This is a genomic window from Roseobacter sp. FCG-D35, assembly GCF_033436665.1.
Classification (GTDB): domain Bacteria; phylum Pseudomonadota; class Alphaproteobacteria; order Rhodobacterales; family Rhodobacteraceae; genus JAWQFO01.
In genome coordinates, this window is record NZ_JAWQFO010000008.1 from 50170 (window position 1) to 74216 (window position 24047).

24 protein-coding genes are annotated in these 24047 nt (G+C 67.1%); 16 read left to right on the forward strand and 8 right to left on the reverse strand.

Features of this window, described 5'->3' with window-relative positions:
* The first annotated feature begins 1 nt into the window (after position 1).
* Positions 2-3400: an efflux RND transporter permease subunit gene (locus R5H30_RS17400; protein ID WP_318329846.1), complete on the forward strand. Its 3399-nt coding sequence runs from the start codon at positions 2-4 to the stop codon at positions 3398-3400.
* A 4-nt stretch (positions 3401-3404) separates the two neighbouring features.
* On the opposite strand, the gene R5H30_RS17405 is transcribed toward R5H30_RS17400, so the two are convergent.
* Positions 3405-4220 carry a protein-disulfide reductase DsbD domain-containing protein gene (locus tag R5H30_RS17405; RefSeq protein ID WP_318329847.1) on the reverse strand — a complete coding sequence of 272 codons (816 nt, stop codon included), beginning with the start codon at positions 4218-4220 and terminating at the stop codon, positions 3405-3407.
* Between the two features lie 119 nt (positions 4221-4339).
* Here R5H30_RS17405 and R5H30_RS17410 point away from each other — a divergent pair, with 119 nt between their 5' ends.
* Positions 4340-4924 carry a YqgE/AlgH family protein gene (locus R5H30_RS17410; protein ID WP_318329848.1) on the forward strand — a complete coding sequence of 195 codons (585 nt, stop codon included), beginning with the start codon at positions 4340-4342 and terminating at the stop codon, positions 4922-4924.
* 36 nt (positions 4925-4960) lie between these two features.
* Here R5H30_RS17410 and R5H30_RS17415 read toward each other — a convergent pair whose 3' ends face one another.
* A complete protein-coding gene (locus R5H30_RS17415; RefSeq protein WP_318329849.1) occupies positions 4961-5908 on the reverse strand; it encodes an L-threonylcarbamoyladenylate synthase in 948 nt (315 codons plus the stop codon).
* A 158-nt stretch (positions 5909-6066) separates the two neighbouring features.
* Between R5H30_RS17415 and R5H30_RS17420 the strand changes: the two genes are divergently transcribed.
* The 4 genes from R5H30_RS17420 (at position 6067) to R5H30_RS17435 (ending at position 9543) form a co-directional block, all read left to right on the forward strand.
* A complete protein-coding gene (locus R5H30_RS17420) occupies positions 6067-7779 on the forward strand; it encodes an acyl-CoA dehydrogenase family protein (protein WP_318329850.1) in 1713 nt (570 codons plus the stop codon).
* Positions 7779-8828: an MBL fold metallo-hydrolase gene (locus R5H30_RS17425; protein ID WP_318329851.1), complete on the forward strand. Its 1050-nt coding sequence runs from the start codon at positions 7779-7781 to the stop codon at positions 8826-8828. Before R5H30_RS17420 ends, R5H30_RS17425 begins: the two co-directional genes overlap by 1 nt.
* Before the next feature lie 5 nt (positions 8829-8833).
* The gene (locus R5H30_RS17430) at positions 8834-9295 is read left to right on the forward strand and encodes a DUF6173 family protein (protein ID WP_318329852.1); all 462 of its coding nucleotides are present in this window, start codon (positions 8834-8836) and stop codon (positions 9293-9295) included.
* Positions 9296-9408: 113 nt separating this feature from the next.
* Positions 9409-9543 (forward strand): aa3-type cytochrome c oxidase subunit IV, encoded by a 135-nt coding sequence (locus R5H30_RS17435; protein ID WP_318329853.1) that lies wholly within the window; start codon positions 9409-9411, stop codon positions 9541-9543.
* Between the two features lie 15 nt (positions 9544-9558).
* On the opposite strand, the gene R5H30_RS17440 is transcribed toward R5H30_RS17435, so the two are convergent.
* Together R5H30_RS17440 and R5H30_RS17445 are read right to left on the reverse strand one after the other, a co-directional pair.
* Positions 9559-9885 (reverse strand): branched-chain amino acid transport AzlD family protein, encoded by a 327-nt coding sequence (locus R5H30_RS17440; protein WP_318329854.1) that lies wholly within the window; start codon positions 9883-9885, stop codon positions 9559-9561.
* On the reverse strand, positions 9882-10598 hold the full coding sequence (locus tag R5H30_RS17445; protein ID WP_318329855.1) for an AzlC family ABC transporter permease: 717 nt from the start codon (positions 10596-10598) through the stop codon (positions 9882-9884). The genes R5H30_RS17440 and R5H30_RS17445 overlap by 4 nt, the downstream gene beginning before the upstream one ends.
* Before the next feature lie 47 nt (positions 10599-10645).
* On the opposite strand from R5H30_RS17445, the gene R5H30_RS17450 reads away from it, so the two are divergent.
* Genes R5H30_RS17450 through R5H30_RS17465 form a run of 4 tightly spaced genes read left to right on the forward strand, consistent with a single transcriptional unit; the run spans position 10646 to position 14757 of the window.
* Positions 10646-11536, forward strand: coding sequence for a formate dehydrogenase accessory sulfurtransferase FdhD (locus R5H30_RS17450; protein ID WP_318329856.1), 891 nt, complete (start codon positions 10646-10648; stop codon positions 11534-11536).
* Positions 11537-11585: 49 nt separating this feature from the next.
* Positions 11586-12194, forward strand: coding sequence for a molybdenum cofactor guanylyltransferase MobA (gene mobA, locus R5H30_RS17455; RefSeq protein WP_318329857.1), 609 nt, complete (start codon positions 11586-11588; stop codon positions 12192-12194).
* Positions 12191-12682, forward strand: a complete 492-nt coding sequence (gene mobB / locus R5H30_RS17460; protein WP_318329858.1) for a molybdopterin-guanine dinucleotide biosynthesis protein B — start codon at positions 12191-12193, stop codon at positions 12680-12682. Before mobA ends, mobB begins: the two co-directional genes overlap by 4 nt.
* Positions 12679-14757, forward strand: a complete 2079-nt coding sequence (locus R5H30_RS17465; protein WP_318329860.1) for a molybdopterin-binding protein — start codon at positions 12679-12681, stop codon at positions 14755-14757. Before mobB ends, R5H30_RS17465 begins: the two co-directional genes overlap by 4 nt.
* Before the next feature lie 55 nt (positions 14758-14812).
* On the opposite strand, the gene R5H30_RS17470 is transcribed toward R5H30_RS17465, so the two are convergent.
* From R5H30_RS17470 to R5H30_RS17480, 3 genes are all read right to left on the reverse strand, one after another.
* Complete coding sequence (locus tag R5H30_RS17470; protein WP_318329861.1) at positions 14813-15847, reverse strand: hypothetical protein; 1035 nt, start codon at positions 15845-15847, stop codon at positions 14813-14815.
* A 15-nt stretch (positions 15848-15862) separates the two neighbouring features.
* A complete protein-coding gene (greA, locus tag R5H30_RS17475; RefSeq protein ID WP_318329862.1) occupies positions 15863-16333 on the reverse strand; it encodes a transcription elongation factor GreA in 471 nt (156 codons plus the stop codon).
* Positions 16334-16468: 135 nt separating this feature from the next.
* Entirely contained in the window at positions 16469-16849 is a 381-nt protein-coding gene (locus R5H30_RS17480) for a VOC family protein (protein ID WP_318329863.1), read from the reverse strand.
* A 76-nt stretch (positions 16850-16925) separates the two neighbouring features.
* On the opposite strand from R5H30_RS17480, the gene soxR reads away from it, so the two are divergent.
* The 4 genes from soxR to R5H30_RS17500 all read left to right on the forward strand — a co-directional run bounded on the left by soxR (position 16926) and on the right by R5H30_RS17500 (position 21944).
* Positions 16926-17387, forward strand: a complete 462-nt coding sequence (gene soxR / locus R5H30_RS17485) for a redox-sensitive transcriptional activator SoxR (RefSeq protein WP_318329864.1) — start codon at positions 16926-16928, stop codon at positions 17385-17387.
* A 163-nt stretch (positions 17388-17550) separates the two neighbouring features.
* On the forward strand, positions 17551-19200 hold the full coding sequence (locus tag R5H30_RS17490) for an electron transfer flavoprotein-ubiquinone oxidoreductase (RefSeq protein WP_318329865.1): 1650 nt from the start codon (positions 17551-17553) through the stop codon (positions 19198-19200).
* Between the two features lie 141 nt (positions 19201-19341).
* Positions 19342-21048, forward strand: coding sequence for a tetratricopeptide repeat protein (locus R5H30_RS17495; RefSeq protein ID WP_318329866.1), 1707 nt, complete (start codon positions 19342-19344; stop codon positions 21046-21048).
* A gap of 11 nt (positions 21049-21059) precedes the next feature.
* Positions 21060-21944, forward strand: coding sequence for a 4-(cytidine 5'-diphospho)-2-C-methyl-D-erythritol kinase (locus R5H30_RS17500; protein WP_318329867.1), 885 nt, complete (start codon positions 21060-21062; stop codon positions 21942-21944).
* Here the strand turns inward: R5H30_RS17500 and R5H30_RS17505 are convergent.
* Entirely contained in the window at positions 21937-22965 is a 1029-nt protein-coding gene (locus R5H30_RS17505) for a polyprenyl synthetase family protein (protein WP_318329868.1), read from the reverse strand. The genes R5H30_RS17500 and R5H30_RS17505 overlap by 8 nt on opposite strands.
* Before the next feature lie 29 nt (positions 22966-22994).
* Between R5H30_RS17505 and R5H30_RS17510 the strand changes: the two genes are divergently transcribed.
* Together R5H30_RS17510 and R5H30_RS17515 are read left to right on the forward strand one after the other, a co-directional pair.
* Positions 22995-23210 (forward strand): putative signal transducing protein, encoded by a 216-nt coding sequence (locus tag R5H30_RS17510; protein WP_318329869.1) that lies wholly within the window; start codon positions 22995-22997, stop codon positions 23208-23210.
* Entirely contained in the window at positions 23207-23971 is a 765-nt protein-coding gene (locus R5H30_RS17515; RefSeq protein ID WP_318329871.1) for a tRNA1(Val) (adenine(37)-N6)-methyltransferase, read from the forward strand. Before R5H30_RS17510 ends, R5H30_RS17515 begins: the two co-directional genes overlap by 4 nt.
* Positions 23972-24047 lie beyond the last annotated feature (76 nt).

Here is a 24047-nt window from a genome sequence, read left to right on the forward strand (position 1 = left end):
GATGGCGCGAACCATCCCTGCGACAGCCGGTGGCATCCTCGCCTATTTCACGCGTCACCGCACCGTTGCGAACCTGCTTTTTGCGCTGATGTTCATCGCCGGCGCGGCGGCGATCCCGAACATGCGCGCGCAGTTCTTTCCGGACGTCATCCTCGATACGGTGAGCGTCTCGGTCAGCTGGGACGGAGCCGGGGCGGAGGACGTCGACGCGGCGATCGTTCAGGTGATGGAACCGGCGCTGCTGTCGGTCGAGGGCGTCGAATCCTCCGAATCGACCTCTCGCGAGGGAACCGCGCGGATCGACCTCGAATTCGAGGCGGACTGGGACATGACCCGCGCCGCCAACGACGTGCAGGCCGCCGTCGACACGATCACGACCTTACCCGAGGATGCCGAAGATCCCGAGGTCCGCCGGGGGGTATGGCGCGACCGGGTGACGGACGTCGTCATCACCGGTCCGGCAAGCCCCGAACAACTCGGACTTTATGCCGACGAACTGGTGACCCGGCTTTTCGCGGTGGGCGTCACCCGCACCACGGTCCGGGGCGTCGCGGCGCCGAGCACGCTGGTCGAGGTCCCATCGGCGCGGCTGATCGCGCGCGACGTGACGATGGCCGAGGTGGCTGCTGCCATCGCGGGCGAGGTCGACGCCGATCCGGCGGGCTCTGTAACGGGCGCCAATGCCCGGGTGCGCACCGGCACGGAAAAACGCGACCCCGAGGAGATTGCGGGCATCGTGCTGCGGTCGAACCCTGACGGCTCGAAACTGACGGTGGGCGACGTGGCGACGATCCGGCGCGAAGGCGCGGACCGGCTTCGGGGCTATTTCGTCGGCGCCGATCCGGCGATCTCGATTCGTGTCGACCGGTCCGACCGCGGCGATGCCATCGATATTCAAGGCCAGGTCGAAACCGTCGCCGCCGAGCTCGAGGCGACCCTGCCGCAGGGCATCGCGATCGATCTCATCCGGACCCGGGCCGAGGCGATCACCGCGCGTCTCGACATCCTCGTTTCCAACGGGGCGCAGGGGCTCGGCCTGGTGATCGTGGTGCTGTTCTTGTTCCTGAACGCGCGCACCGCCTTCTGGGTCTGCGCCGGAATCCCGGTCGCGATGGCGGCGGCGATCGCGATGATGTACCTCGGCGGGCTCACCTTCAACATGGTGTCGCTGTTCGGGCTGATCATCACCCTCGGCATCGTCGTGGATGACGCCATCGTGGTAGGCGAACATGCCGATTACCGCGCCAACGCGCTGGGCGAACGGCCCATTCAGGCGGCGGAAACGGCGGCGCGGCGGATGTTCATGCCGGTGGTCGCGGCGACGCTGACGACGGTGATCGCGTTCTTCGGGCTGACCGCCATCGGGGGGCGGTTCGGATCGCTGATCGAGGATATTCCCTTCACCGTGATCGCCGTGCTGCTGGCCTCGGTGGTCGAATGCTTCCTGATCCTGCCAAATCACATGGCGCATGCCCTCGCAGCCGGCGCCAAGGAACGCTGGTACGACTGGCCCAGCCGAACGGCCAACCGCGGCTTCGTCTGGCTGCGCGAAAAGCTGTTCCGGCCTTTCGTCGCTGGAGTAGTGGCAGCGCGCTACGTGGTGCTGGCCGCCACGGTCGTCATCCTTGCAGGCCAGGTCGCCCTGCTGATCCGGGGCGACGTGCAGTGGCGTTTTTTCAACGCGCCCGAGCGCGGCTCGGTGACCGGGAACTTCGCGATGACCGAAGGGGCGACCCGCGCCGATACCGTCGCCATGATGCGCGAGATGCAGCGCGCCGTCGAAGCCACCGGTGCCGCCTACGAGGAGCGCCACGGCACCAATCCCGTCGACTACGTCATCGCAGAGATCGGCGGCAACGCGGGGCGCGGACTTGCGGGTGCGGACAGCAAGGACTCCGACCTCCTCGGCGCGATCTCTGTCGAGTTGATCGACGCCGACCTGCGGCCCTATTCGAGCTTTGCCTTCGTGGCCGAGTTGCAGGACGCCGTGGTGAACCATCCGCTGGCCGAAACCGTCAGTTTCCGCGGCTGGCGGTCGGGGCCGGGGGGCGACGCGCTCGACGTGCAGTTCTTCGGCGCGGGCACACAGCAGCTCAAGGCGGCAAGCGAGGACCTGCAGGCCGCGCTGCTGCGCTATCCCGAGGTCAGCGCGGTGCAGGACAACCTGGCTTACGACAAGGACGAACTGATCCTCGACCTCACGCCGCAAGGGCTGGCGCTGGGGTTCACCATCGACGACCTCGGGCGGGTGCTGCGCAACCGTCTGAACGGGATCGAAGCGGCGACCTATCCGGACGGTCCGCGCTCGGCCCAGATCCGGGTCGAACTTCCCGAAAGCGAACTGACCGCCGATTTCCTCGAGCGCATGCAATTGCGCACGCCCGAGGGCGCCTACGTCCCGCTGGCCGACATCGTCAGCGTCGATCGCCGCGCCGGTTTCTCGACCGTGCGGCGCGAAAACGGTATCCGCGTGGTCTCGGTCACCGGAGACATCTCAGAAGACGACGCCGCACGCGCCACGGAGATCGAGCAGGCGCTGGCCGAAGAAATCCTGCCGCGCATCGCCAGCGAACGGCAGATCGAATGGCGTCTGGCAGGGCTCGCCGAACAGGAGAACGCCTTTCTCAGCGATGCGCTCACCGGCCTCGTACTCTGCCTCGCGGGCATCTTCCTGGTCCTTGCCTGGGTCTTCGAAAGCTGGACCCGGCCGCTGGTGGTCATGGCGATTATCCCCTTCGGTCTCGTCGGAGCGATCTGGGGCCATGACCTGCACGGCGTCCCGCTCAGCATGTTCTCGGTCGTCGGATTGCTGGGCATGACCGGCATCATCATCAATGATTCCATCGTGCTGATCACCACCATCGACGAGTACGCGCGCGACCGCGGGCTGATCCCGTCGATCATCGACGGTGCCGCCGATCGGTTGCGTCCGGTGTTTCTGACCACCATGACCACGGTTCTCGGCATGGCGCCGCTGCTTTTCGAAACCAGCCAGCAGGCGCAGTTCCTCAAGCCCACGGTGATCACGCTGGTCTACGGGCTGGGCTTCGGGATGGTTCTGGTCCTGCTGGTCGTCCCGGCGGTGATGGCCGCCCAGCACGACGTGCACCGCAACGTGCAAGCGATGGCGCGGGGGCTGCGCGCGCCGGTTTCCGGCCTCAGGTGGGGGTTGGTCGCGCTCTGGGGCCTGATCCTGGCCTGGGGCATCGCCACGATCGGCCACGCGATCCGGACCGGCCAGCTGCCGGACTGGTTGTCGAAGGCAATGCCGGCCCTGTCCGGACCGGCGCCGGTGATGGCCGGGCTGCTTGTCTTCCTTGCCGGAGCGGCCGTGATAGCTCTGACAGGCTATCTCGCCTTCGCGCTGGCCTGGACGTTGCGGCGGACACGGACGGGCTAAGCGTTCAGCCCGGCGTGCAGCCCCGGATGTCGACGGCGTGGTTCCGGCCGAGCACGGTAAGGCGGATGTTGCGACGGTCGACGGCGAGCGGTTCTCCGTGGATCTGCACCATCTCGGACACGCCCGTGACCTCGCCGCCGTTCCTTCGGGTATCGGCCTCGCTGACCCAGACGCCGCCTTGTCCCGGTTCAATCACCATGAACTCCTCGCCGCCCGCGCTGGGCATGCCGACACGGGCTTCGATGCGCAGACCGTCGGGCGAGGGCGAAAAAGCGCAGGTGGCCGAGATCACGCCGGCCTCGCGGGCAGAGTAGGGGACCTGCGCGAGTGCTGCGGCGATCACCGGGTCCGGCTGTGTCGCGTCGGTGTCGATCCGCGCCGAGATGTCGAGCCGATGCGGAATGCAGATGTCCGAGCAGATGCCCATGTCGAGCCCGAGGCTGAGCGAGACCGGCGCGCCGGGCGTCTTCGGCGCGATGGTCAGCGGGATGACCACGCGGTCCTTGTATCCGATCGAGCGCATGCCGCTCTCGTCGAACACCACTGGCGTCGGCCAGTTCACCCCGACCGAGGCGAGGTTGCGTGACCCCGACCAGTCGAACTGCGGCGGGATGCCGGCGTCGCCGGGCGCGCGCCAGTAGGTCTTCCATCCCTTGGCGAGATCCATCCGCAGGGCGACGACCCGGCTGCCGTCTGCGCGCACCCAGCCGGGCAGGAAGCTTGCCGTGATCGGCGCTTCGGGACCGCCCGCCGAGACCGGAAAGGCTGTGGCGGCGATCGCGAGGATGGCGGCGGCAAGAGAGGCGGTGGTTTTGCGCATGCTGCCTAGATGAGACAGGGCGCGTGAAACGGCAAGTCACGTTCCGGTCAGCCATGTTTCGCGACCCGGCGCGGGACGCCGGACTTGAACGCCTACCGGCACCGCGCCATGTTCAGCATATGGATGAAATGAAGACCGATACCGGCGTGCTGGACCTGACCGGCAAGCTGCTCGTGGCGATGCCGGGCATGGGGGATCCGCGCTTTGACCGCTCGGTGATCCTGCTGTGCGTACATTCCGATGACGGCGCGATGGGGCTCATTCTCAACAAGCCCAGTGCCGAGGTCGGCATGACGGACGTTCTCGACCAGCTCGATATCGACCCGGTGGCCGAGGCCGCCGCGATGCCTGTCCATATCGGCGGGCCGGTCGAGATGGGGCGCGGCTTCGTGCTGCACTCGCGCGAATACGAATCGCGCCTTCACACGCTGGAGGTTCCGGGCGGCTACGGCATGACCGCGACGCTCGACATCCTCGAGGATATTGCCCGCGGCGCCGGGCCGGAGAAGGCCCTGATGATGCTGGGTTATGCAGGCTGGGCGCCGGGGCAGCTCGAAGACGAGATCGGGCGCAATGGCTGGCTGACCGCCGATGCCTCTCCGAAACTGGTGTTCGGCACACCCGCCGCGCGCAAGTGGGAGGCGGCTCTGGCGAGCCTCGGCATCGACCCGTTGGGTCTGTCGTCAGCGGCCGGACATGCCTGACAGCACCAACGAGGGCCCGAGCGCTGCTCGAGCGGCTTAGTCGCGCGGCGCGGCGGCCCGGCGCAGGCGGTCGTTGATCGCGCGGCCAAGCCCGGTCTCGGGCACCGACGCGACCGCGATCGGGCGACCCATGGCGTCGAGCCGATGCAGGTGGCCGAAAAGATTGGCCGCCGCCTCCATCAGGTCGCCGCGCTCCGACAGGTTCAGTGTGCAGTCCATGTGCCCGAACCCGAGCAGCACCTCGTCGCCTTGGGCCTTTTCCGCGAACAGCCGGACCCGTGCCGCCGGCGCGTAATGCGACGACAACTGGCCCGGTGCGCTGATCTCGCCGCTCGAGGGCAGCGCAAGCGGCTCGCCCAGGGCGTGTTCCAGCGCCTCGGTCGGCAGACCGCCCGCGCGCAGAAGCTGCGGCGCGTCTTCGGCGAGGCCGACAATGGTGCTTTCGAGCCCGACGGCGCAGGGGCCGTCGTCGAGCACGGCTGCAACCCGGTCGGCCAGCCCGGCGATCACATGCGCGGCGGTGGTCGGGCTGATCCGACCAGAGGGATTGGCCGATGGTGCGGCAACCGGCCCGCCGAAACCCGCCAGCAGCGCCTGCGCCGAGGCTTGCGCCGGCACCCGGATCGCCACCGTTCCAAGCCCGGCGGTCACCAGATCGGAGAGCCCACAGTGGTCCGCGCGCGGCAGCACCAGGGTCAGCGGACCGGGCCAGAAGGCTGCGGCCAGCCGGTCGGCGACCTCAGACCATTGGACGTATTGCCGGGCGGCGTCCACATCCGACACATGCACGATGAGCGGGTTGAAACTCGGCCGTCCCTTGGCAGCAAAGATCGCGGCCACCGCCTCACCGTTGCGTGCATCGGCTCCGAGGCCGTAGACCGTCTCGGTGGGAAAGGCGACAAGCCGACCCGCGGCAAGCAGGTGCGCGGCTTCGGCAATGCCGTCGGCGTCGGGACGCAAGGTTAGGGCGCTCTCATCGGACATCGGTCTCCCGTGACGCCGCGTTCCGGTTGCCGCAGCCCGTGCGGCGCATCATTCTCGGCGCGAAGGCGCCTTTTAGAGGCTTGTGCGGGCCTTGCCAATACCGCACCGGCAGCGGCCCCGGGATCGCCCCGGCGGCAGCCCCGAGATGGAGAGACGATATGCCCTACAGAGCCCCGGTCGAGGATTTCCTGTTCCTGTTCGAACACGTCGTCCCGCTTGACGCGCTGCGCGAGACCGAACGCTTCTCGGAGGCCGGCCATGACGTGACCCGCGCGATCCTGACCGAAGCCGGCAAGCTTTGCGACGAGGTCATGGCGCCGCTGCAGCGTAACGGCGACCTGCACCCCGCACGGCTCGAGAACGGGGTCGTGCGCACCTCGCCGGGCTATCCCGAGGGGTTCCGGGCCATTGCCGAGGGCGGCTGGATCGGCATGGCCGCCGACCCGGAATACGGCGGCATGGGACTACCGATGGCGCTGACATCTGCGGTCAACGAAATGATGAGCGGCGCCTGCCTGTCGCTGCAGCTCGCTCCGCTGATGAGCCAGGGGCAGATCGAGGCGCTCGAGCATCACGCCAGTGACGCGATCAAGGAGCTCTACCTGCCCAAGCTGGTCTCGGGCGAATGGACGGGCACGATGAACCTGACCGAGCCGCAGGCCGGCTCGGACGTCGGGGCGTTGAGCACCAAGGCCGAACCGCAGGGTGACGGCACATACGCGATCAGCGGCCAGAAGATCTATATCTCCTGGGGCGATCACGACGTGGCCGAGAATGTCTGCCACCTCGTCCTTGCCCGGCTGCCCGGTGCGCCGGCGGGAACCAAGGGCATCTCGCTTTTCCTTGTGCCCAAGTATCTGCCCGAAGGCGACGGCAGCCTTGGCGCGGCGAATTCGCTGCGTGTCGTAAGCCTCGAGCACAAGCTCGGCCTGCACGGCTCGCCCACCGCGGTGATGGAGTATGACGCGGCCACCGGCTGGCTCGTCGGACCCGAGCAGGGCGGGATGGCGGCGATGTTCACGATGATGAACAACGCCCGTCTCGGCGTCGGCGAGCAGGGCATCGGTGCTGCCGAGGCTGCGTATCAGAAGGCGCTGGAGTATGCGGCCGAGCGCAAGCAGGGCCGGTCGCCCGTCGAAGGCGGGACCGGCACGATCCTCGATCATGCCGACGTGCGGCGCATGCTGATGACGATGAAGGCCGATGTCTTTGCCGCCCGCGCCATCGCGGCAAGCTGCGCGGTGGCCATCGACATGGGCAACGCCACCGGCGACGCGGCCTGGAAGGCCCGCGCGGCGCTGCTGACGCCGATCGTCAAGGCCTTCGGCACCGACACCGGCATCGCAGTCAGCGAGATGGGCGTGCAGGTGCATGGCGGCATGGGTTTCATCGAGGAAACCGGGGCCGCGCAGTTCGCCCGCGACGTGCGCGTGACCGCGATCTACGAAGGCACCAACGGCATCCAGGCCATGGACCTCGTCGGGCGCAAGATGATGGACGGCGGCGAGGCGGCGCAGACGCTTCTGGAAGAGATCGAGGCAGGCTCCGAAGCCGCAAGGTCCACGATCCCCGATCTGGCCGAGGCGGTCTGGCAGGCCGCGGAAAGCCTGCGCGAGACGACCGACTGGCTGGTGGCGCAGGAGATGAACACCCGCTTTGCCGGTGCCGTGCCCTACCTGCGCGCGTTCGCGCGGGTGCTGGGCGGCGCCTTGCACCTCAAGGCCGCGCTGGCGGACGCCGGCGGGCCGCGCGAGGCGCTGGCTCGGTTCTACATCCGTCGCCTGCTGCCCGAACACGCAAGCCTTCTGGCCCATGCGCAGGCCGGTGCCGACGATCTCTATGCTGTGGACGCGGGCGACCTGGCAGCCTGATGGAGGACCAGGGGCCGTTGCAGTTGCGATACCCGTTCGAGACACCGCCCGAGCGCGGCGCTGCGGTCGAGGTCGCCGAGGGCGTGCTCTGGATGCGGCTTCCGCTGCCTATGAAGCTCGACCACGTCAACATCTACGCCCTGGACGATGGCGATGGCTGGACGGTCGTGGACACGGGCTTCGACACCCGGCTCACGCGCGAGATCTGGGCGACGCTGCTGGCCGGTCCGCTTGGCGGCAAGCCGGTGCGCCGTGTCGTCGTCACCCACCACCACCCCGACCACGTGGGGCTTGCCGGCTGGATGCAGTCGGACCACGGCGCCGAGCTGGTCACCACGCGTACCGCCTGGTTGCTGGCGCGGATGCTGGTGCTTGACGAGCAGGCGGTACCGTCGCCCGAGACGCTCACTTTCTACCGCCGCGCGGGCATGGAGCGCGACGTCTATGACAAGCGCGCGACCGAACGCCCCTTCAATTTCGCCGATATCGTGGCGCCGATGCCTGTGGGATATACGCGGATCAAGCAGGACGACGTGATCGAGATGGGCGGACGGCGCTGGGACGTGCATATCGGCAATGGTCATGCGCCCGAACACGCGACTTTCTGGAGCCGCGACGATGGACTGGTGATCGCGGGTGACCAGATCCTGCCGTCGATCAGCCCCAACGTCGGGGTCTATGCCACCGAGCCCGAGGCCGATCCGCTGGGCGAATGGCTGGAGGCTTGCGAACGGCTGTCGCTGCTGGCGCGGGACGATCATTTCGTGCTCGGCGGCCACAAGCTGCCGTTCACCGGGCTGCCGTTCCGCCTGCAGCAACTCATCGAGAACCATCACGGCGGGCTCAAACGCCTGTTGGCGCATATCGACACGCCGAAATCCGCCTCGGAATGCTTTGCGCCGCTGTTCAAGCGCAGCATCGGCGAGGCCGAATACGGTCTCGCGCTGGTCGAGGCGGTGGCGCATCTCGTTCATTTGAACCAGACCGGACTTGCAACCCGCAATCTGCGCGCCGAGGATGACGCCTGGGTCTATCAGGCGAAGGGGTAAGCCCCATGAGTGACGAGATCAGCACCACCGCAGAGCTGGTGGAGGCCGACGCGCTGCCGAAGGTGCACGAGGTGCATTGCGAGCCAGGGGCCTCGGCGCTGTGCAACGAGATCCTGCCCAAACAGGTTGCGGAAAAGCCGGTCAAGACCAAGTCCCCTGCGCAATGGGCGTACGAGCGCATCATTCTCTATCTCAAGAACTTCGAAAAGCAGCTCGACAGCGATCACGAGGTGGCGATGGGCTTCACCGGCGGGCAGGCGGGTGTTTTGCGCATCGAGGGCATGGGCTATTTCGATCCCGACATCGTCACCTTCTATGGGCGCGACGACAAGGGCGCCAAGACCCAGTTCATCCAGCATGTGAGCCAGCTTTCGGTTATGCTGCGCGCCCTGCCGAAGCCGACCGAACGCAAGGAGCCGAACAGGATCGGGTTCCGCCTCGCGCAGGACCTGGACGCCGAGGCCTGATGCTCCCTTTTGCGTGCTGCCGTCAAATCGTCGCGCCGGTACGAAGGCGGCGTGACAGGCCGCTCGGAATGCATTAGTCAGCGCGGAAAGACCTATTCGAGAGGGACGGCCCCATGGCGGAGCACAAGCACGGCGAAATGGAGATTTCGGTTCAGGAGAAAACGTTCGACGGGTTCATGACCTTCGTGACCCGTTCGGTCATCGTAATCCTGCTCATTCTCGTCGGCCTCGCGGTGTTCTTCAACTAACCCGCGCCGCAAAGCTCAGCCGGCGAGCCAGAGCAGACCGTAAAGCGTTGCCGCGCCGCCGAAGATCGAGATCAGGACATTCTTGGTCGTGTATCCCAGCGCGACGGTCGCGATTGCCGCGGCCATGCGCGGAACGTCGAAACTGCCGCCGGTCGCCGCAGGCCACAACACCTGCGGCGTGACCAGCGCGGGCAGGATGGCGACCGCGGTATAGCGCAGGTGGCGCAACAGCCATGGCGGCATCGGTCGGTTGCCGACGAACCCGATGAAGGCATAGCGCAGCAGGAAGCTGCCCACGGCAAGGCCTCCGATCACGATCCAGAGGGCCGTCTGGTCGATCATGCCCGGGCTCGCCGGCGCTCGGCCCAGGCCTCGGTCTGCGCGCCGACCATCATTCCCGCGATGCCGGCGACGACCAGCCCCAGAGAGTAGGGCACATCCCGCGCCATGATGCTGACCGCCACGGCCGTCAGGGCTGCAACGATATGCGCCGGCGTACGCAGCAGCGGGGCGACCATCGCCAGAAAGCAGATCGGCAGCGCGAAATCGATGGTCCAGCTTTCGGGGATCTGCGCGCCCGCGAGCGCGCCGCCCAGCGTGAAGACGTACCACAGCGGCACGATCGGTGTCAGGACACCAGCGAAGAAGGCGACGCGCTGCGACAGAGACATCTCGGGGTGCCTCTCGTACTCGGCGACCGAGCAGGCGTAGGACTGGTCAACGGTAAAATAGGCGATCAGCACGCGCTGCCACCCTGGTGCCGCGCCGAGGTAGGGGGTGAGCGAGGCGGAATACATCGCCACTCGCAGGTTCACCGCAAGTGCTGAGATCAGCACGACAGCGGTGGGCGCGTTCTCCTGCATCAGTTGCAGCGCGGTGAACTGCGCCGCCCCGGCAAAGACGACCGCCGAGAAGGTCATTGTCTGCACGACGGTAAGGCCGGCCTCGACCGCAAAGACCCCGAACAGGGTCGCGAACGGCGCCACCATGACGACGAAGGGCAGACCCGAGCGGAAGCCTTTCCAGAAGGCCGGTTTTGCTGTGGTGGAGGACATGAGAAGCTCTTAAGGTCGGGCCATTCGTTAAACCAGCCCGATGGGGGATGCAATTGGCCAGGGCAGAGGATGTCGGCGACTACCTTATCGCGCCCGATCCCGGCGCACCGCGGCTGACCCGCGCCGTGACAGGCACCGATCACACCGGTGCGACGGTCGAGGCCCGCGTCGTCGAAGAGCGACCGCTGACGATCTACCTCAACGGGCAGGAAATCGTCACGGCGATGACGATCGGCGACTTTCCCGAGTATCTCGCCCTGGGTTTTTTGCGCAACCAGGGCATGCTGCGCGACGCCGACGAGGTAACGGGCGTGGAGTTCGACGAGGAACTCGAGGTCGTGGTGGTGCGTACAGCGCGCCAGACCGACTATGAAGAGAAGATGCGCAAGAAGACCCGGACCAGCGGCTGCGCCGTAGGTACGGTCTTCGGCGACATGATGGAGGGGCTCGAAGATGTCGCGCTGCCGCCGGCACAGGTCCGCACCTCCTGGCTCTACGCCCTGTCGGCGGGGATCAACCGCACGCCCTCGCTCTATCTCGAGGCCGGTGCGATCCACGGCACGGTGCTGTGCCAAGGCAATCGGCCGCTGGTCTACATGGAGGATGTCGGCCGGCACAACGCAGTCGACAAGATCGCGGGCTGGATGCTGTCGGAGCGTATCCCGGCGGAGGACAAGATCCTCTACACCACCGGTCGCCTGACTTCGGAGATGGTCATCAAGACCGCGCTGATGGGCATCCCGGTGCTTGCCTCCCGGTCGGGCTTCACCGCCTGGGGTGTCGAGATCGCGCGCCAGGTCGGGCTGACGCTGATCGGGCGCATGAAGGGTCAGCGGTTCCTGTGCCTCTCCGGCGAAGAGCGGCTGCTTCGCGATGCCGATCCGACCCAGATCGCCGACGAGCCCCGCGGCGCCCGCCGCAAAGGGGCGCACGCATGACGCCGACGCGCATTGCGGACGCCCGATTGAATCGGGCAGGAGCGCCAGCGTGAAGCAACCGCTTGGTGTGATTCTGGCCGGCGGCCGCGCGCGGCGCATGGGAGGCGGCGACAAGGGCGAATTAGCGCTGGGCGGACAAACGCTGCTGTCGCACGTCATCGAGCGGTTCGAGCCTCAGGTTGCGGGACTGGCGCTTAACGCCAACGGCGATCCCGCGCGGTTCGCGCACTACGGCCTGCCGGTGCTGCCCGACAGCGTTGCCGGCTTTGCGGGACCGCTTGCAGGCGTGCTGGCGGGGCTCGACTGGGCCGCGGCGCAGGGTGCCGACACCATCGTGACGGCGGCGGCCGACACGCCCTTCCTGCCGCCCGACCTGGTGCCGCAACTGCTGCTCGCCGCGGAAGGCATGGCGCATACCCTGGCGCTGGCCGCAACGCGGGACCCTGCTGGCGACCTCAACAGGCATCCGACTTTTGGATTGTGGCCCATAGCCTTGCGCGATGATCTTCGTTCGGCACTCGAAGGCGGATTGCGCAAGGTGGTGGCCTGGACCGACGCGCATGATGGCCGCGTCGCCGAATTCCCGGTCGCGGGCTCCGATCCGTTCTTCAACGTGAATACGCCCGACGATCTGGCGGATGCGGAGCGACTGCTGTGAGGCTCTACGGCGTCGTCGGCTGGAAAAACGCCGGAAAGACCGGGCTGATGGAACGGCTGGTGACCGAGATCACCGGGCGGGGATTCAGCGTCTCGACGGTCAAGCACGCTCACCACAGCTTCGACGTGGACCAGAAGGGCAAGGACAGCCATCGCCACCGCGTCGCCGGGGCGACCGAGGTACTGCTTGCCTCCCGCCACCGCTTCGCGCTGATGCACGAGTTGCGCGAGGCCGCCGAGCCGGCGCTCGAGGTGCTTCTGGGCCATCTCGCGCCGGTCGACCTGGTGCTGATCGAAGGCTACAAGCGCGACAGTCATCCCAAGATCGAGGCGCACCGTGCCGAAACCGGGAACCCCCTGATCGCGCGCGATGATCCGACGGTTCGCGCCGTGGCCAGCGACGTTCCCCTCGAACTCGACCGGCCGGTCTTCGATCTCGATGACACACGGACCATCGCCGATTTCATCCTGCGCGAGGTCGGATTGTGAGTGCCTTCGACACGGTGCTCGTGGTCGACTGGTCGGGCGGCAACGACCGCGGACCGACCCCGGTGAAGGACGCGATCTGGGCCTGTATCGCGCGCGACGGTCGGACCGAGGAACCTGTCTACCTGCGCAACCGGCAGGTGGCCGAGGATTGGATCGCGGCGCTTTTGGACCGCGAGATCGCGGCAGGCCGCCGCACGCTCGCCGGGTTCGACTTTCCCTTCGGTTATCCGAAGGGGTTTTGCCGGGCGCTGACCGGTAGCGACGATCCTCTGGCGCTCTGGTCCTGGCTCGAGGCGCGCGTCGAGGACAGCCCGCAAGCCAACAATCGCTTCGACCTCGCGGGCGAGATCAATCGCGGGTTTGGCGGGTCGGGACCGTTCTGGTTCAACGGCTTGCAGCGCGACATTGACGGACTTCCGAAAACGAAGGACGGCTACCGGAACTCGTTCCCCGAACGCCGCGCATGCGAGACACGCGCCAAGGGCAGTTTCACCTGCTGGCAGCTGGGCGGAAGCGGCGCGGTCGGCGGGCAGGTCCTGACGGGGCTGCCGGTTCTGGAGCGACTTCGACGCCGCTTCGGCGCGCGCGCCTGGCCGTTCGAGCCGCTCGATGCGCATGTTGCACTGATCGAGGTCTGGCCCTCGCTGATCCTCGGCAAGGAGCCCGAGGGACGGATCCGCGACGCCTGGCAGGTGCGCGAGATCACGCGCGCGCTGTCGGCACTGGCGCCGGACACGCTTGCCGCGATGCTCGATGTCGAGGCGCCGGAAGAGGGCTGGATCCTCGGGCTGGGTCACGAGGCCGCGCTGGACGCGGCCCGGCGCGCGCCGCCGCTGCTGCGCAACGACTGCTTCGCGCTGCCGCCCGGGGTCGATTGGACTCCGGTATCGGACGCGCTGGCGATGCTGCGGCAAAAGATCGCGCCGGTGGCAGCGGTGGCCCAGGCCACCGTCTCGTCGGCCGCAGGGCGCATCGCCGCCGAGGATGTCACGGCCCGGCGCGCCAACCCGCCACATCCGAATGCCGCCGTAGATGGCTACGGCTTTGCCGGGGGCAGGGACGAAGGGCACCACGAGATGCAGCTTGTCGAAGGCCGCGCGGCAGCGGGGGACGCGCCCGGCGCCGTCCCGGCTGGCCACGCGGTCCGGATCCTGACCGGAGCCGCGCTTCCGCAGGGTGTCGACACGGTCGTGTTGCAAGAGGACGTGACCGTGACGGATGGGCGCGTCGCCTTTCGCGGGCCGGTCCGGGCGGGGGCGAACACGCGCAAGGCCGGCGAGGACGTGCAGCGCGGTGACGTTGTGTTGCACCAAGGGCGGCGCATCGGCGCGGCGGACGCGGCCCTGCTGTCTGCCTGTGGTGTCGCGGAGGTGTCGGTACACGCGCCCTTGCGCGTGGCCGTGCTGTCGACCGGCGACGAGCTGTGCGAGGCTGGATCGGAGGCAGCGCCGGGCCAGATCCACGACGCGAACCGGCCGATGCTGCTGGAGTTGCTGCGCGGGTTCGGACACGATCCGGTCGATGGCGGACGCGTGGGTGACGACCGCGACCGGCTTCGCGCGGCCCTCGATGCGGCCTCGGAGACCGCCGATGCGATTTTGACCAGCGGCGGCGCATCCGCCGGGGACGAAGATCATGTCTCGGCGCTGTTGACCGAAACCGGGTCGATGGCGCTCTGGCGCATCGCCGTGAAGCCAGGGCGGCCCCTTGCCTTGGGTCTCTGGCGCGGGAAACCCGTGTTCGGATTGCCGGGAAACCCCGTCGCAGCGATGGTTTGCACGCTGATCTTCGCACGGCCCGCCCTTTCGGTTCTGGCGGGTGGCGTCTGGACCGAACCGCAGGGGTTCATGGTCCCGGCCGGCTTTTCCAAGCGCAAGAAACCCGGGCGGTCCGAGTTCCTGCGCGCGCGGATGCGGGACGGGAAGGCCGAGGTGTTCGCCTCCGAAGGTTCAGGCCGGATCAGCGGGCTTTCCTGGGCGGAAGGTCTTGTCGAACTGCCGATGGACGGGATGGAGATCGCGCCGGGCACGCCCGTCCGCTACATCCCGTTCGGAAGTTTCGGACTTCGATCCTGAAACAATGACAAGTGCTTGCGCGGCGGTCTTGATGCACGCGCGACCCTGCGGCGCGTCAGTCGAACGTTCCTGCGACCCGTCCGAGCAGCATGAAGGCGCGCGCCGTGCGGGTTTCGGCCAGCGCCGAGATCTCACCGTCCGTGGCCGTCTTTTCGAATTCGGCGAAGGTCTTGTCGAAGCGCCGCAGGAAGTGATGCGCCGCGTCGCGGAAGATCGGATCCTGTTTCATCCGGCCCGCGGTCAGCGCCAGCGACGAGCGGTCGCGGATCCCGCCCAGGGCCGCGATGGTGCGTCCGCGCGCGCCTTGGGCGAATTGCCGCCAGAACTCGGGCCGTGCCCGGTCCGGGCGCAGGTCGTCCATATAGATTCCTTCCTGCGACAGCAGCGTGAGCACGTCCTGGCTGGCCTGCACAAGCTGGGCTGCGGTCCGGTCCTTCAGCGCCCGACGCAATGCGGTAAATCCGACCTGGTCCTCGGCATTTTCCGGGAAGTTCAGGGCGCGGATGAAATCCTCTGCCGGCAGCGGCGGCGCGATGTCCTCGGCGGATGTCCCGAGGGCGAGTACCGGCTGGTCCTCGGCCTGAGGGGCAAGCGGCGGCGGGGTGAAGCTTTTGCGCGCCTCGCCGTCACGGCGCGACGAGAAGACCGCGAGCGCGGTCTCGGTTTTGCGCGCGGCCGCCGCGATTTCGTCGAGCTTGCGCGCGACCGAGGGTTCGTGCCCGATCCCGCCACCCTGCTGCTGAGCAATATAGGTCTGGCGGATCGCGTCGATCGCGGCCTGCAGGCGCTGGCTTTCCTCGCGCATGACACGCGAGGCGCGTGCGGCGGTGGCGGCGACCCAGATCATCGCGACAGGCATGAAGATCGCCACCATCGTCATCAGGAAGCGCAGCCCATCGGGCTGGGCCTCGGGATCCGAGGGCGATAGCAGAAAGAAGAGGCCCGCCCCGATAAGCCACAGCGCCGACAGCGCGACAGCCGTGACCTCGATCGCCGTGATCCCGCCGGACTGGGGACGGTCGTAGATGCCCAGCGGCGTCGGCCGCGATTTCGGTTCGGTCTGCTGCGAAGTCCCGGAAGGGTCGGACATGCGGGCGGTCTCCGGTCAGGCGTAGACGATCTTGAGAACCTCGTAGCTTTTCTCGCCGCCGGGCGTGCGCACGGTCACGCTGTCGCCTTCGTCCTTGCCGATCAGGGCGCGCGCGATGGGCGACTTGATGTTGAGCAGCCCGGCCTCGACGTTCGCCTCGTGCTCGCCGACGATCTGCCAGGTCTTCTCCTGGTCGGTGTCCTCGTCGACCAGCGTCACGGTCGCGCCGAACTTGATGGTCCCGGACATCTTCGCGGGGTCGATCACCTCGGCAAGGCCGATCACGCCTTCGAGTTCCTTGATGCGGCCTTCGATGAACGACTGCTTCTCGCGCGCCGAGTGATACTCGGCATTCTCGGACAGGTCGCCATGTTCGCGCGCCTCGGCGATGGCCTTGATGATGGCGGGGCGCTCGACGGACTTGAGCTGCTTCAGCTCGGTCTCGAGCGCCGTGAAGCCCTTGCGGGTCATCGGTATCTTGTCCATCCCAGACATCCATGAATTCAAGGCGGCCCGCCGGGGATTTCCCGGGGGCCGCCGGTCACAACTCGGGATACCTGACCCAAAGGTGCGGTGAAATGCAAGGGGGGTGCGGGATTCCCGCCAGCGCGGGCCGCGGGCTCAGTCGTACTGCACGACCTCGTATTCGATCCCGTCGTGGTCATGGAAGTAGAACCGCCGGCCCGGTTCGTAATCGGCGTGGTTTTTCGGCGTGAAACCGGCCGCGCTCACCGCCTTTTCCATCGCGTCGATGTCCTCGACCACGACGGCAAGATGGTTGAGGCCGCCGACGGTGGAATAGTTGTCCGACTTGTCGGATTTCAGGGCCTTGGGCGTGTAAAGCGCAAGGTAGTGATCGTCGGTACCGACATGCACCGACCGCCCGGTTTCCAGCGATGGCCCCGACCAGCGCACCTGCCAGCCGAAGAGGTCGCACATCCACGCGGCGGTCGCATCGGGGTCGGAGACGGTGTAGTTGGTGTGTTCCAGCATTGCCGGCATGAGATTTTCCTTTCTTCTACATGGTTCGAGGTCTAGCGTAGTTTCTCAACCTAACTTCAGGTCAAGGGAATTTCGCATGCCCCGAAATGAAGGCCTCAGCATCGGCGCGCTGGCGCGGCGGACGGGGCTCGCCGTCTCCGCGATCCGTTACTACGAGACCCAAGGGCTGATCCGGCCCTGGCGCAACGCAGGCGGCCAGCGCCGCTTCGATCGCGCCGACCTTCGGCGGCTGAGCTTCGTGATGATCGCCCAGCAATTCGGGTTCACCTTGCCGCAGATCCGAGCCGAACTCGACCGGTTGCCGGGCGGGCGCACGCCGACCCGCGAGGACTGGGCGCGGATCAGCGAGGGCTTCCGGGCTGCGCTCGACGCCCGCATCGAGACGCTGGTCCGCCTGCGCGACACACTCGACGGCTGCATCGGCTGCGGCTGCCTGAGCCTGCCGACCTGCGGCCTTTACAATCCGCAGGACAAGGCCGCTGCCAAGGGTGCGGGGCCGCGATACCTCATGGGAGACACTCCGGATGCGGTCGGCTGATCGGACCTCTCCGTTCCCTGCCGCAAGCCTCAAGGACCAAGTGCGATACTGGTAGCGTTATAACGTGGTGTCGTGATTGCATTGGACTTCACCGTGGTTTAGCCAAGTCCAGATTTTTCTGCAGGCGCAGCCGCCGCGCCCCCTGAGAGGAGGAGCCAGCCAGATGGCCGAGATCGAACGCGAAGCAATGGAGTACGATGTGGTCATCGTGGGGGCCGGCCCGGCAGGGCTGTCGGCCGCGATCCGCCTCAAGCAGCTCGATCCGGAGTGCAGCGTAGTCGTGCTCGAGAAAGGTTCGGAAGTCGGCGCGCATATCCTGTCGGGCGCGGTGCTCGATCCCATCGGTCTCAGCACGCTGATCCCGGATTGGAAGGACAAGGGTGCGCCGTTAACCGTGCCGGTGCGCGAAGACAATTTCTTCATGCTGGGCGAGGCCGGGAAACTGCGCGTGCCCAACTGGCCGATGCCCCCGCTGATGAACAACCACGGCAACTACATCGTCTCGATGGGCAACGTCTGCCGCTGGATGGCCGAACAGGCCGAGGCGCTCGGCGTCGAGATTTTCCCCGGCATGGCCTGTTCCGAAATCGTCTACGGCGACAGCGGCGAGGTGAAAGGCGTCGTCGCGGGCGAATTCGGCAAGAACCCCGATGGCACGATCGGCGACGGGTACGAGCCGGGCATGGAACTGCACGGCAAGTACGTTTTCCTCGGCGAAGGCGTGCGCGGGTCGCTCTCCAAGCAGGTGATCGCCAAGTACAACCTCTCGGACGGGCACGAGCCGCAGAAATACGGCCTCGGCATGAAGGAAATCTGGGAGATCGACCCCGCGAAGCACCGCGAGGGCACGGTGACCCACACGATGGGCTGGCCACTGGGCAAGAACGCCGGCGGCGGGTCGTTCATCTACCATCTCGACAACAACCAGGTCTATGTCGGTTTCGTGGTGCATCTGAACTACCGAAACCCGCACCTTTTCCCCTACATGGAGTTCCAGCGCTTCAAGCATCACCCGATGGTGGCGGACCTGCTGAAGGGCGGAAAGCGTGTGGCCTACGGCGCGCGCGCGATCAGCGAGGGCGGCTACCAGTCGATGCCCAAGATGGTCGCGCCGGGCGTGGCGCTGCTGGGCTGTTCGGTCGGAATGGTCAACGTGCCGCGCATCAAGGGCAACCACAACGCGATGCTGTCGGGCATCGCCGCCGCCGAGGCCGCGCATGGCGCGATCCGGGCCGGGCGCAGCGCCGACGAACTGGTGGCCTACGAGCGCGAGGTGCGCGAGGGCCCGATCGGGCGTGACCTGAAAAAGGTGCGCAACGTCAAACCGCTGTGGTCGAAATACGGGCTCAACGCCTCGCTGGCGCTGGGCGGGCTCGACATGTGGACGAACACGCTGGGTTTCTCTCTCTTCGGCACGCTTGGTCACGGCAAGTCCGACGCCGCGGCGACCGAGACCGCCGACAAGCACCAGCCGATCGACTATCCCAAGCCCGACGGCACACTCTCTTTCGACCGGCTGACCAACGTCTCCTTCTCCTTTACAAATCACGAGGAAAGCCAGCCTGCGCATCTGAAACTGAGGGATCCGCAGGTGCCGGTTTCGGTCAACCTGCCGACCTACGCGGGGCCTTCGGCGCGCTACTGCCCGGCCGGCGTCTACGAATTCGTCGAGGAGGCGGGCAAGGACGCACGGTTCGTGATCAATTTTCAAAACTGCGTGCATTGCAAGACCTGCGACATCAAGGACCCGGCGCAAAACATCGTCTGGACCACGCCGCAGGGCGGAGACGGTCCGAATTATCCAAACATGTGAGGGGGTTGCGGCGCGTCTTACGCGCCGCTTCGTCGCATCGCCCGACCCGTCGGCACAACCGCGCCTGCACGGCGCGCGCCATTGCGCGTTAATCTCAACGTGATAGCCTGCTTGGAACGAAAACGACATGAGGCAGACGCCGTGATCCGAAGCCTGAAGTCCTCCGCCGCAGCGCTTGCGCTGAGCCTTGCCATGCTTCAGCCCGCTGGTGCGCAGTCCATTGCCGGGCCATACCTTGCGGCGCGCTCCGCGGCCATGCAGAGCGACTATGCCGAGGCGGCGCAGTATTTCACGCGCGCGCTGGCCCATGACCGCGACAATCCGGGGCTGATGGAAAGCGCGGTCGTGGCGCTGCTGGCGCTGGGCGAGATCGACCGGGCGCTGCCGATCGCGCGCAGGCTCGATGACGCCGGGGTCGACAGCCAGGTTGCCGAGATGGTGCTGACCGCGGACAGCATACAGAACGGCGAGTTCGACCAGCTTCTCGAGGGCAGCGGCGAGACGCAAGGCATCGGCCCGCTGGTCGACGGTCTGGTCCGGGCCTGGGCCTATGTCGGGATGGGCGATCTGGACAAGGCGCGCGAAAGTTTTGACCGGCTTGGCGCCGAGGTCGGGCTGAACGGGTTCGCGATGTTCCACAAGGCGCTCGCCCTTGCCTCTCAGGCGGCATACGCCGAGGCCGACGAAATCTTCGAGTCCGACACCAGCGGGTCGATGATCCAGTCGCGACGCGGCGTGCTGACCCGGGCCGAGGTCCTGTCACAGCTCGATCGCAACGCCGAGGCGCTGCAACTGCTCACGACCATGTTCGCCGGAGGCTCGGACCCCGAGATCGACACGGTCGTGGCCGCGCTCGAGGCGGGCGAGAAGATTCCGTTCACCCAGGTCACCGGCGTCCAGGACGGCTTTGCCGAGGTGTTCTCGTCGATCGCGGCCGCGCTGCGATCCGAGGCTGGACCCGAATACACGCTGCTCTACGCACAGATCGCACGCAACCTTCGGGCCGGTCATGTCGACGCGATCCTGCTGACCGCCGACATCTTCGAAACGCTCGAGCAGTACGACCAGGCCATCGCGACCTACAAGCAGGTGCCTCCGGACAATGCCGCATACCACGCCGCCGAACTTGGTCGCGCCGATGCGCTGCGCCGTTCGGACCGGCCGGAAGCCGCGATCGAGGTGCTTGAGCAACTCGCGCGCAGCCACGGCCATCTTGCCGTGGTGCAATCCTCGTTGGGCGATCTTTTGCGCCAGCAGGACCGTTATACCGAAGCGGTCGAGGCCTATGACCAGGCGATCGACCTCAGCGGCGACGACCAGCCGTCATGGTTCCTGCACTACGCGCGCGGGATCGCCTACGAACGGCTTGGCGAATGGGAAAACTCCGAGGCCGATTTCCGTGCGGCGCTGGAGGAGAACCCGGACCAGCCACAAGTGCTGAATTACCTCGGCTACTCGCTTGTCGAGCGCAAGGAGAAGCTCGACGAGGCGCTTGAACTGATCGAGCGCGCGGTCGCGGGCAGCCCGGACAGCGGTTACATCATCGACAGCCTCGGCTGGGCGCTCTACCGCCTCGGGCGTTATGAAGAGGCCGTGCCGCACATGGAGCGCGCGGTCGAGCTGATGGCAGTCGACCCGATCGTCAACGATCACCTTGGCGACGTCTACTGGGCGGTCGGGCGCAAGCGCGAGGCCGAGTTCCAGTGGCACCGGGCCTTGTCCTTCGTCGACGAAGGCGAGACCAACGAAGAGGCCGATCCCGAGCGGATCCGCCGCAAGATCGAGGTCGGTCTCGATCAGGTGCTGGCCGACGAAGGACAGCCGCCCCTGACCATCGCCCGCGACTAGGACACGTCCAGGTGTCCACGCAAGACCGCAGGGTCAGGGTCTTCGCTCCGGCCAAGATCAACCTGACCCTGCACGTTACGGGTCGGCGCGGCGACGGCTACCACCTGCTCGACAGCCTCGTCGTCTTTGCGGACACCGGTGACGAGGTGGACCTCGCGGTTGCGGATGGCCGGACCTTCGAGGTTGCGGGCCCCGAGGCGCGGGGCGTGCCCTCAGGCAACGACAACCTCGTGGTGCGTGCCGCGGCCCTCTTCGATACCACCGTCGCGATCCGCCTGACCAAGTCGCTGCCGCCGGCCTCGGGGATCGGCGGCGGCTCGGCCGACGCGGCGGCCACCTGTCGCGGCATGGCCCACCTGTCGGGCAATGACGATTTTCCGAACCGCGAGGCACTTGTCGCACTCGGCGCGGATGTCCCGGTCTGTGTCGACAGTGCGCCCGCCCGCATCGAAGGCATCGGCGAAAGGATCACGCCGCTCGCCGGTCTGCCTGACCTGCATGCGGTGCTCGTCAACCCGCGTCTGCCTTTGTCGACGCCGGAGGTCTTTGCAGGGCTGGAAAGGCGGGACAACGCGCCCATGCCAGAGGCCTTGCCGGAGTTCGGTGGCGCCGCCGCGCTGATCGATTTTCTCGCCGCGCAGCGCAACGACCTCGAGGCACCGGCGATCGTGCTGCAGCCCGAAATCGAAATTATCCTGAACGATCTGCGCGCGATCAACACCTGCAGCCTCGCCCGAATGTCGGGCTCGGGGGCTACCTGTTTCGGTCTCTTCGATGATGCGTCCGCGGCAGGCATGGCGGCTGCACTTCTGGCGCAGGCGCACAATGGCTGGTGGGTGCGTCAGGTGGTGCTGGGCAACCAGTCGGACGCCGCGCGGCCGCAACCGGTCAGCTGATCCGCTCGACGACGTAGTCGGCGAGATCGAGCAGCATGTCGCGGATCTCGTGGTCGGGCAGGGGCGCAAGCGCATCCTTGGCACGGTCCGCCCAGGCGCGGGCCTGTTCGGCGGTGTAGGCCAGCGCACGATGCCGGTGCAGCAGATCGAGGGCGGTGTCGAGGTCACCCGCCTCCTGGCGGCCCTTCTCGATGGTCCTGACCCAGAAGGCGCGCTCTTCTGCGTCGGCCTGGGCCACCGCGTGGATCAGCGGCAGGGTCAGCTTGCGTTCACGGAAATCATCTCCGACGTTCTTGCCCGTCTGCTTGGTATCGCCCTGGAAGTCGAGCAGGTCGTCGACGATCTGGAACGCGATGCCAAGCGCGTCGCCGTAGTCGTTCAGCGCGCGCACCTGCGCCTCGGGTTTGCCGGATATGACGCCACCGACCTCGGTCGCCGCGGCAAAAAGCGCCGCGGTCTTGCCGCGCACGATCTTGAGGTAAAGCTCTTCGTCGGTGCGCAGGTCCTGCGCGGCGGTCAGTTGCAGCACCTCGCCTTCGGCGATTGTCGCCGCGGCGTTCGACAAGATGTCGAGCACCCGCAGGCTGCCGGTCTCGACCATCAGCTGGAAGCTGCGCGCGAAAAGGTAGTCGCCCACGAGAACCGAAGATTTGTTGTCCCACAGCAGGTTCGCCGTCGGGCGCCCGCGGCGCTGGCCGCTTTCATCGACCACGTCGTCATGCAGCAGGGTCGCGGTATGAATGAACTCGACCGTTGCGGCGAGGTGGACGTGAAACCGGCCCGTGTAGCCGCAGAGCCGGGCCGAGGCAAGCGTCAGCATCGGGCGCAGACGCTTGCCGCCGGCCTCGACGAGGTGTGCGGTCACCTCGGGGATACGCGGGGCATGTTCCGAGGCCATGCGCTCGCGGATCAGCCGGTTGACCGCCTCCATGTCGTCGGCCAGCGTCTCGGCGAGCCGGTCGTGCGGCTTGCGCGCGTTCTCCAAGGTTCTGACCACGTTCTCGACGGCGAGGCTCGACATCCTGCCCTACTTGCTCTTACATCACTGATATGAAGGAACTTTTGCGCAGCAACGATCCGACCGTCATTGCCTTTGCCACCGCCCTTCTCCAAGGGGAGGATATAGACTGCTTTGAGGTGGACGTAAATATGAGCGTGCTCGAAGGCAGCATTGGCATTTTGCCGCGGCGCCTGATGGTGCGCGCCGACGATCACGACGCTGCCACGCGCGTGATGCGGGACAACGAGATCCCGCTGGGGATGTGAGCCAGGACCTCAGCCGGGACGCCTTTCTGGGCGGGCGCCTGCACCTGTGGCAGCCCGTGTCGGGGTTCCGCGCCGGGGTCGACAGCGTTTTGCTGGCCGCAAGCGTGCCCGCATCGCCCGGGCAGTCGGTGCTCGAGCTTGGCTGCGGGGTCGGGGCCGCAATCCTCTGCCTCGGGGCACGGGTGCCGGCGCTGAAGCTGACCGGAGTCGAGGTGCAGCCGCTTTACGCCGATCTGGCAGCGCGCAACGGTGGCGGGGCTCTCGAGGTGATCGCGGCCGATATCGCGAACCTGCCGGACGCGCTGCGCCAGCGCCAGTTCGATCATGTCATCGCCAACCCGCCCTACTTCGACCGCAGGGACGGACATGTCGCGCGGGACACCGGCCGTGAGACTGCGCATGGCGAGCGCACGCCGCTGGCGACATGGATCGAGGTCGCGGCGCGGCGCCTCGCCCCGAAGGGTTGCCTGCACGTCATCCACCGGGTCGAGCGGCTGCCCGACCTGCTGTGCGCCGCGACGCCGGTGCTTGGCAGCATCGAGGTGCAGCCGATCTCGGCCCGGCCGGGGCGCCGGCCCGAGCGCATGATCGTGCGGGCCCGTAAGGGCGGGCGCTCGGCGTTCAAGTTGCACGCGCCGCTGGTGATGCACGAGGGCAGGCATCACGACGGCGACCGCGACAGCTATGTGCCTGCGATTCAGGCAGTCCTGCGCGATGCGGCGCCGCTCGACTTCGGATCGGCGGAATTCGCCGGTCGTTAACGGATTGTTAGGCCTCGGCAGGCCGATGATGCTTGCGCGGCGTGACATGCGTGCCCACATGTGGTCTGCTCGAGAC

What these genes read in the sequence shown, in the direction of transcription:
- R5H30_RS17400 (WP_318329846.1), top strand. Translation starts at nt 2, where the DNA reads ATGGCGCGAACCATCCCTGCGACAGCCGGTGGCATCCTCGCCTATTTC.
- R5H30_RS17415 (WP_318329849.1), bottom strand. Translation starts at nt 5,908, where the DNA reads ATGTCCGATGAGAGCGCCCTAACCTTGCGTCCCGACGCCGACGGCATT.
- R5H30_RS17425 (WP_318329851.1), top strand. Translation starts at nt 7,779, where the DNA reads ATGGAGGACCAGGGGCCGTTGCAGTTGCGATACCCGTTCGAGACACCG.
- R5H30_RS17420 (WP_318329850.1), top strand. Translation starts at nt 6,067, where the DNA reads ATGCCCTACAGAGCCCCGGTCGAGGATTTCCTGTTCCTGTTCGAACAC.
- R5H30_RS17440 (WP_318329854.1), bottom strand. Translation starts at nt 9,885, where the DNA reads ATGATCGACCAGACGGCCCTCTGGATCGTGATCGGAGGCCTTGCCGTG.
- soxR (WP_318329864.1), top strand. Translation starts at nt 16,926, where the DNA reads ATGCCCCGAAATGAAGGCCTCAGCATCGGCGCGCTGGCGCGGCGGACG.
- R5H30_RS17510 (WP_318329869.1), top strand. Translation starts at nt 22,995, where the DNA reads ATGAAGGAACTTTTGCGCAGCAACGATCCGACCGTCATTGCCTTTGCC.
- R5H30_RS17445 (WP_318329855.1), bottom strand. Translation starts at nt 10,598, where the DNA reads ATGTCCTCCACCACAGCAAAACCGGCCTTCTGGAAAGGCTTCCGCTCG.
- R5H30_RS17450 (WP_318329856.1), top strand. Translation starts at nt 10,646, where the DNA reads ATGCAATTGGCCAGGGCAGAGGATGTCGGCGACTACCTTATCGCGCCC.
- R5H30_RS17490 (WP_318329865.1), top strand. Translation starts at nt 17,551, where the DNA reads ATGGCCGAGATCGAACGCGAAGCAATGGAGTACGATGTGGTCATCGTG.
- R5H30_RS17405 (WP_318329847.1), bottom strand. Translation starts at nt 4,220, where the DNA reads ATGCGCAAAACCACCGCCTCTCTTGCCGCCGCCATCCTCGCGATCGCC.
- R5H30_RS17430 (WP_318329852.1), top strand. Translation starts at nt 8,834, where the DNA reads ATGAGTGACGAGATCAGCACCACCGCAGAGCTGGTGGAGGCCGACGCG.
- R5H30_RS17435 (WP_318329853.1), top strand. Translation starts at nt 9,409, where the DNA reads ATGGCGGAGCACAAGCACGGCGAAATGGAGATTTCGGTTCAGGAGAAA.
- greA (WP_318329862.1), bottom strand. Translation starts at nt 16,333, where the DNA reads ATGGACAAGATACCGATGACCCGCAAGGGCTTCACGGCGCTCGAGACC.
- R5H30_RS17505 (WP_318329868.1), bottom strand. Translation starts at nt 22,965, where the DNA reads ATGTCGAGCCTCGCCGTCGAGAACGTGGTCAGAACCTTGGAGAACGCG.
- R5H30_RS17410 (WP_318329848.1), top strand. Translation starts at nt 4,340, where the DNA reads ATGGATGAAATGAAGACCGATACCGGCGTGCTGGACCTGACCGGCAAG.
- R5H30_RS17480 (WP_318329863.1), bottom strand. Translation starts at nt 16,849, where the DNA reads ATGCCGGCAATGCTGGAACACACCAACTACACCGTCTCCGACCCCGAT.
- R5H30_RS17470 (WP_318329861.1), bottom strand. Translation starts at nt 15,847, where the DNA reads ATGTCCGACCCTTCCGGGACTTCGCAGCAGACCGAACCGAAATCGCGG.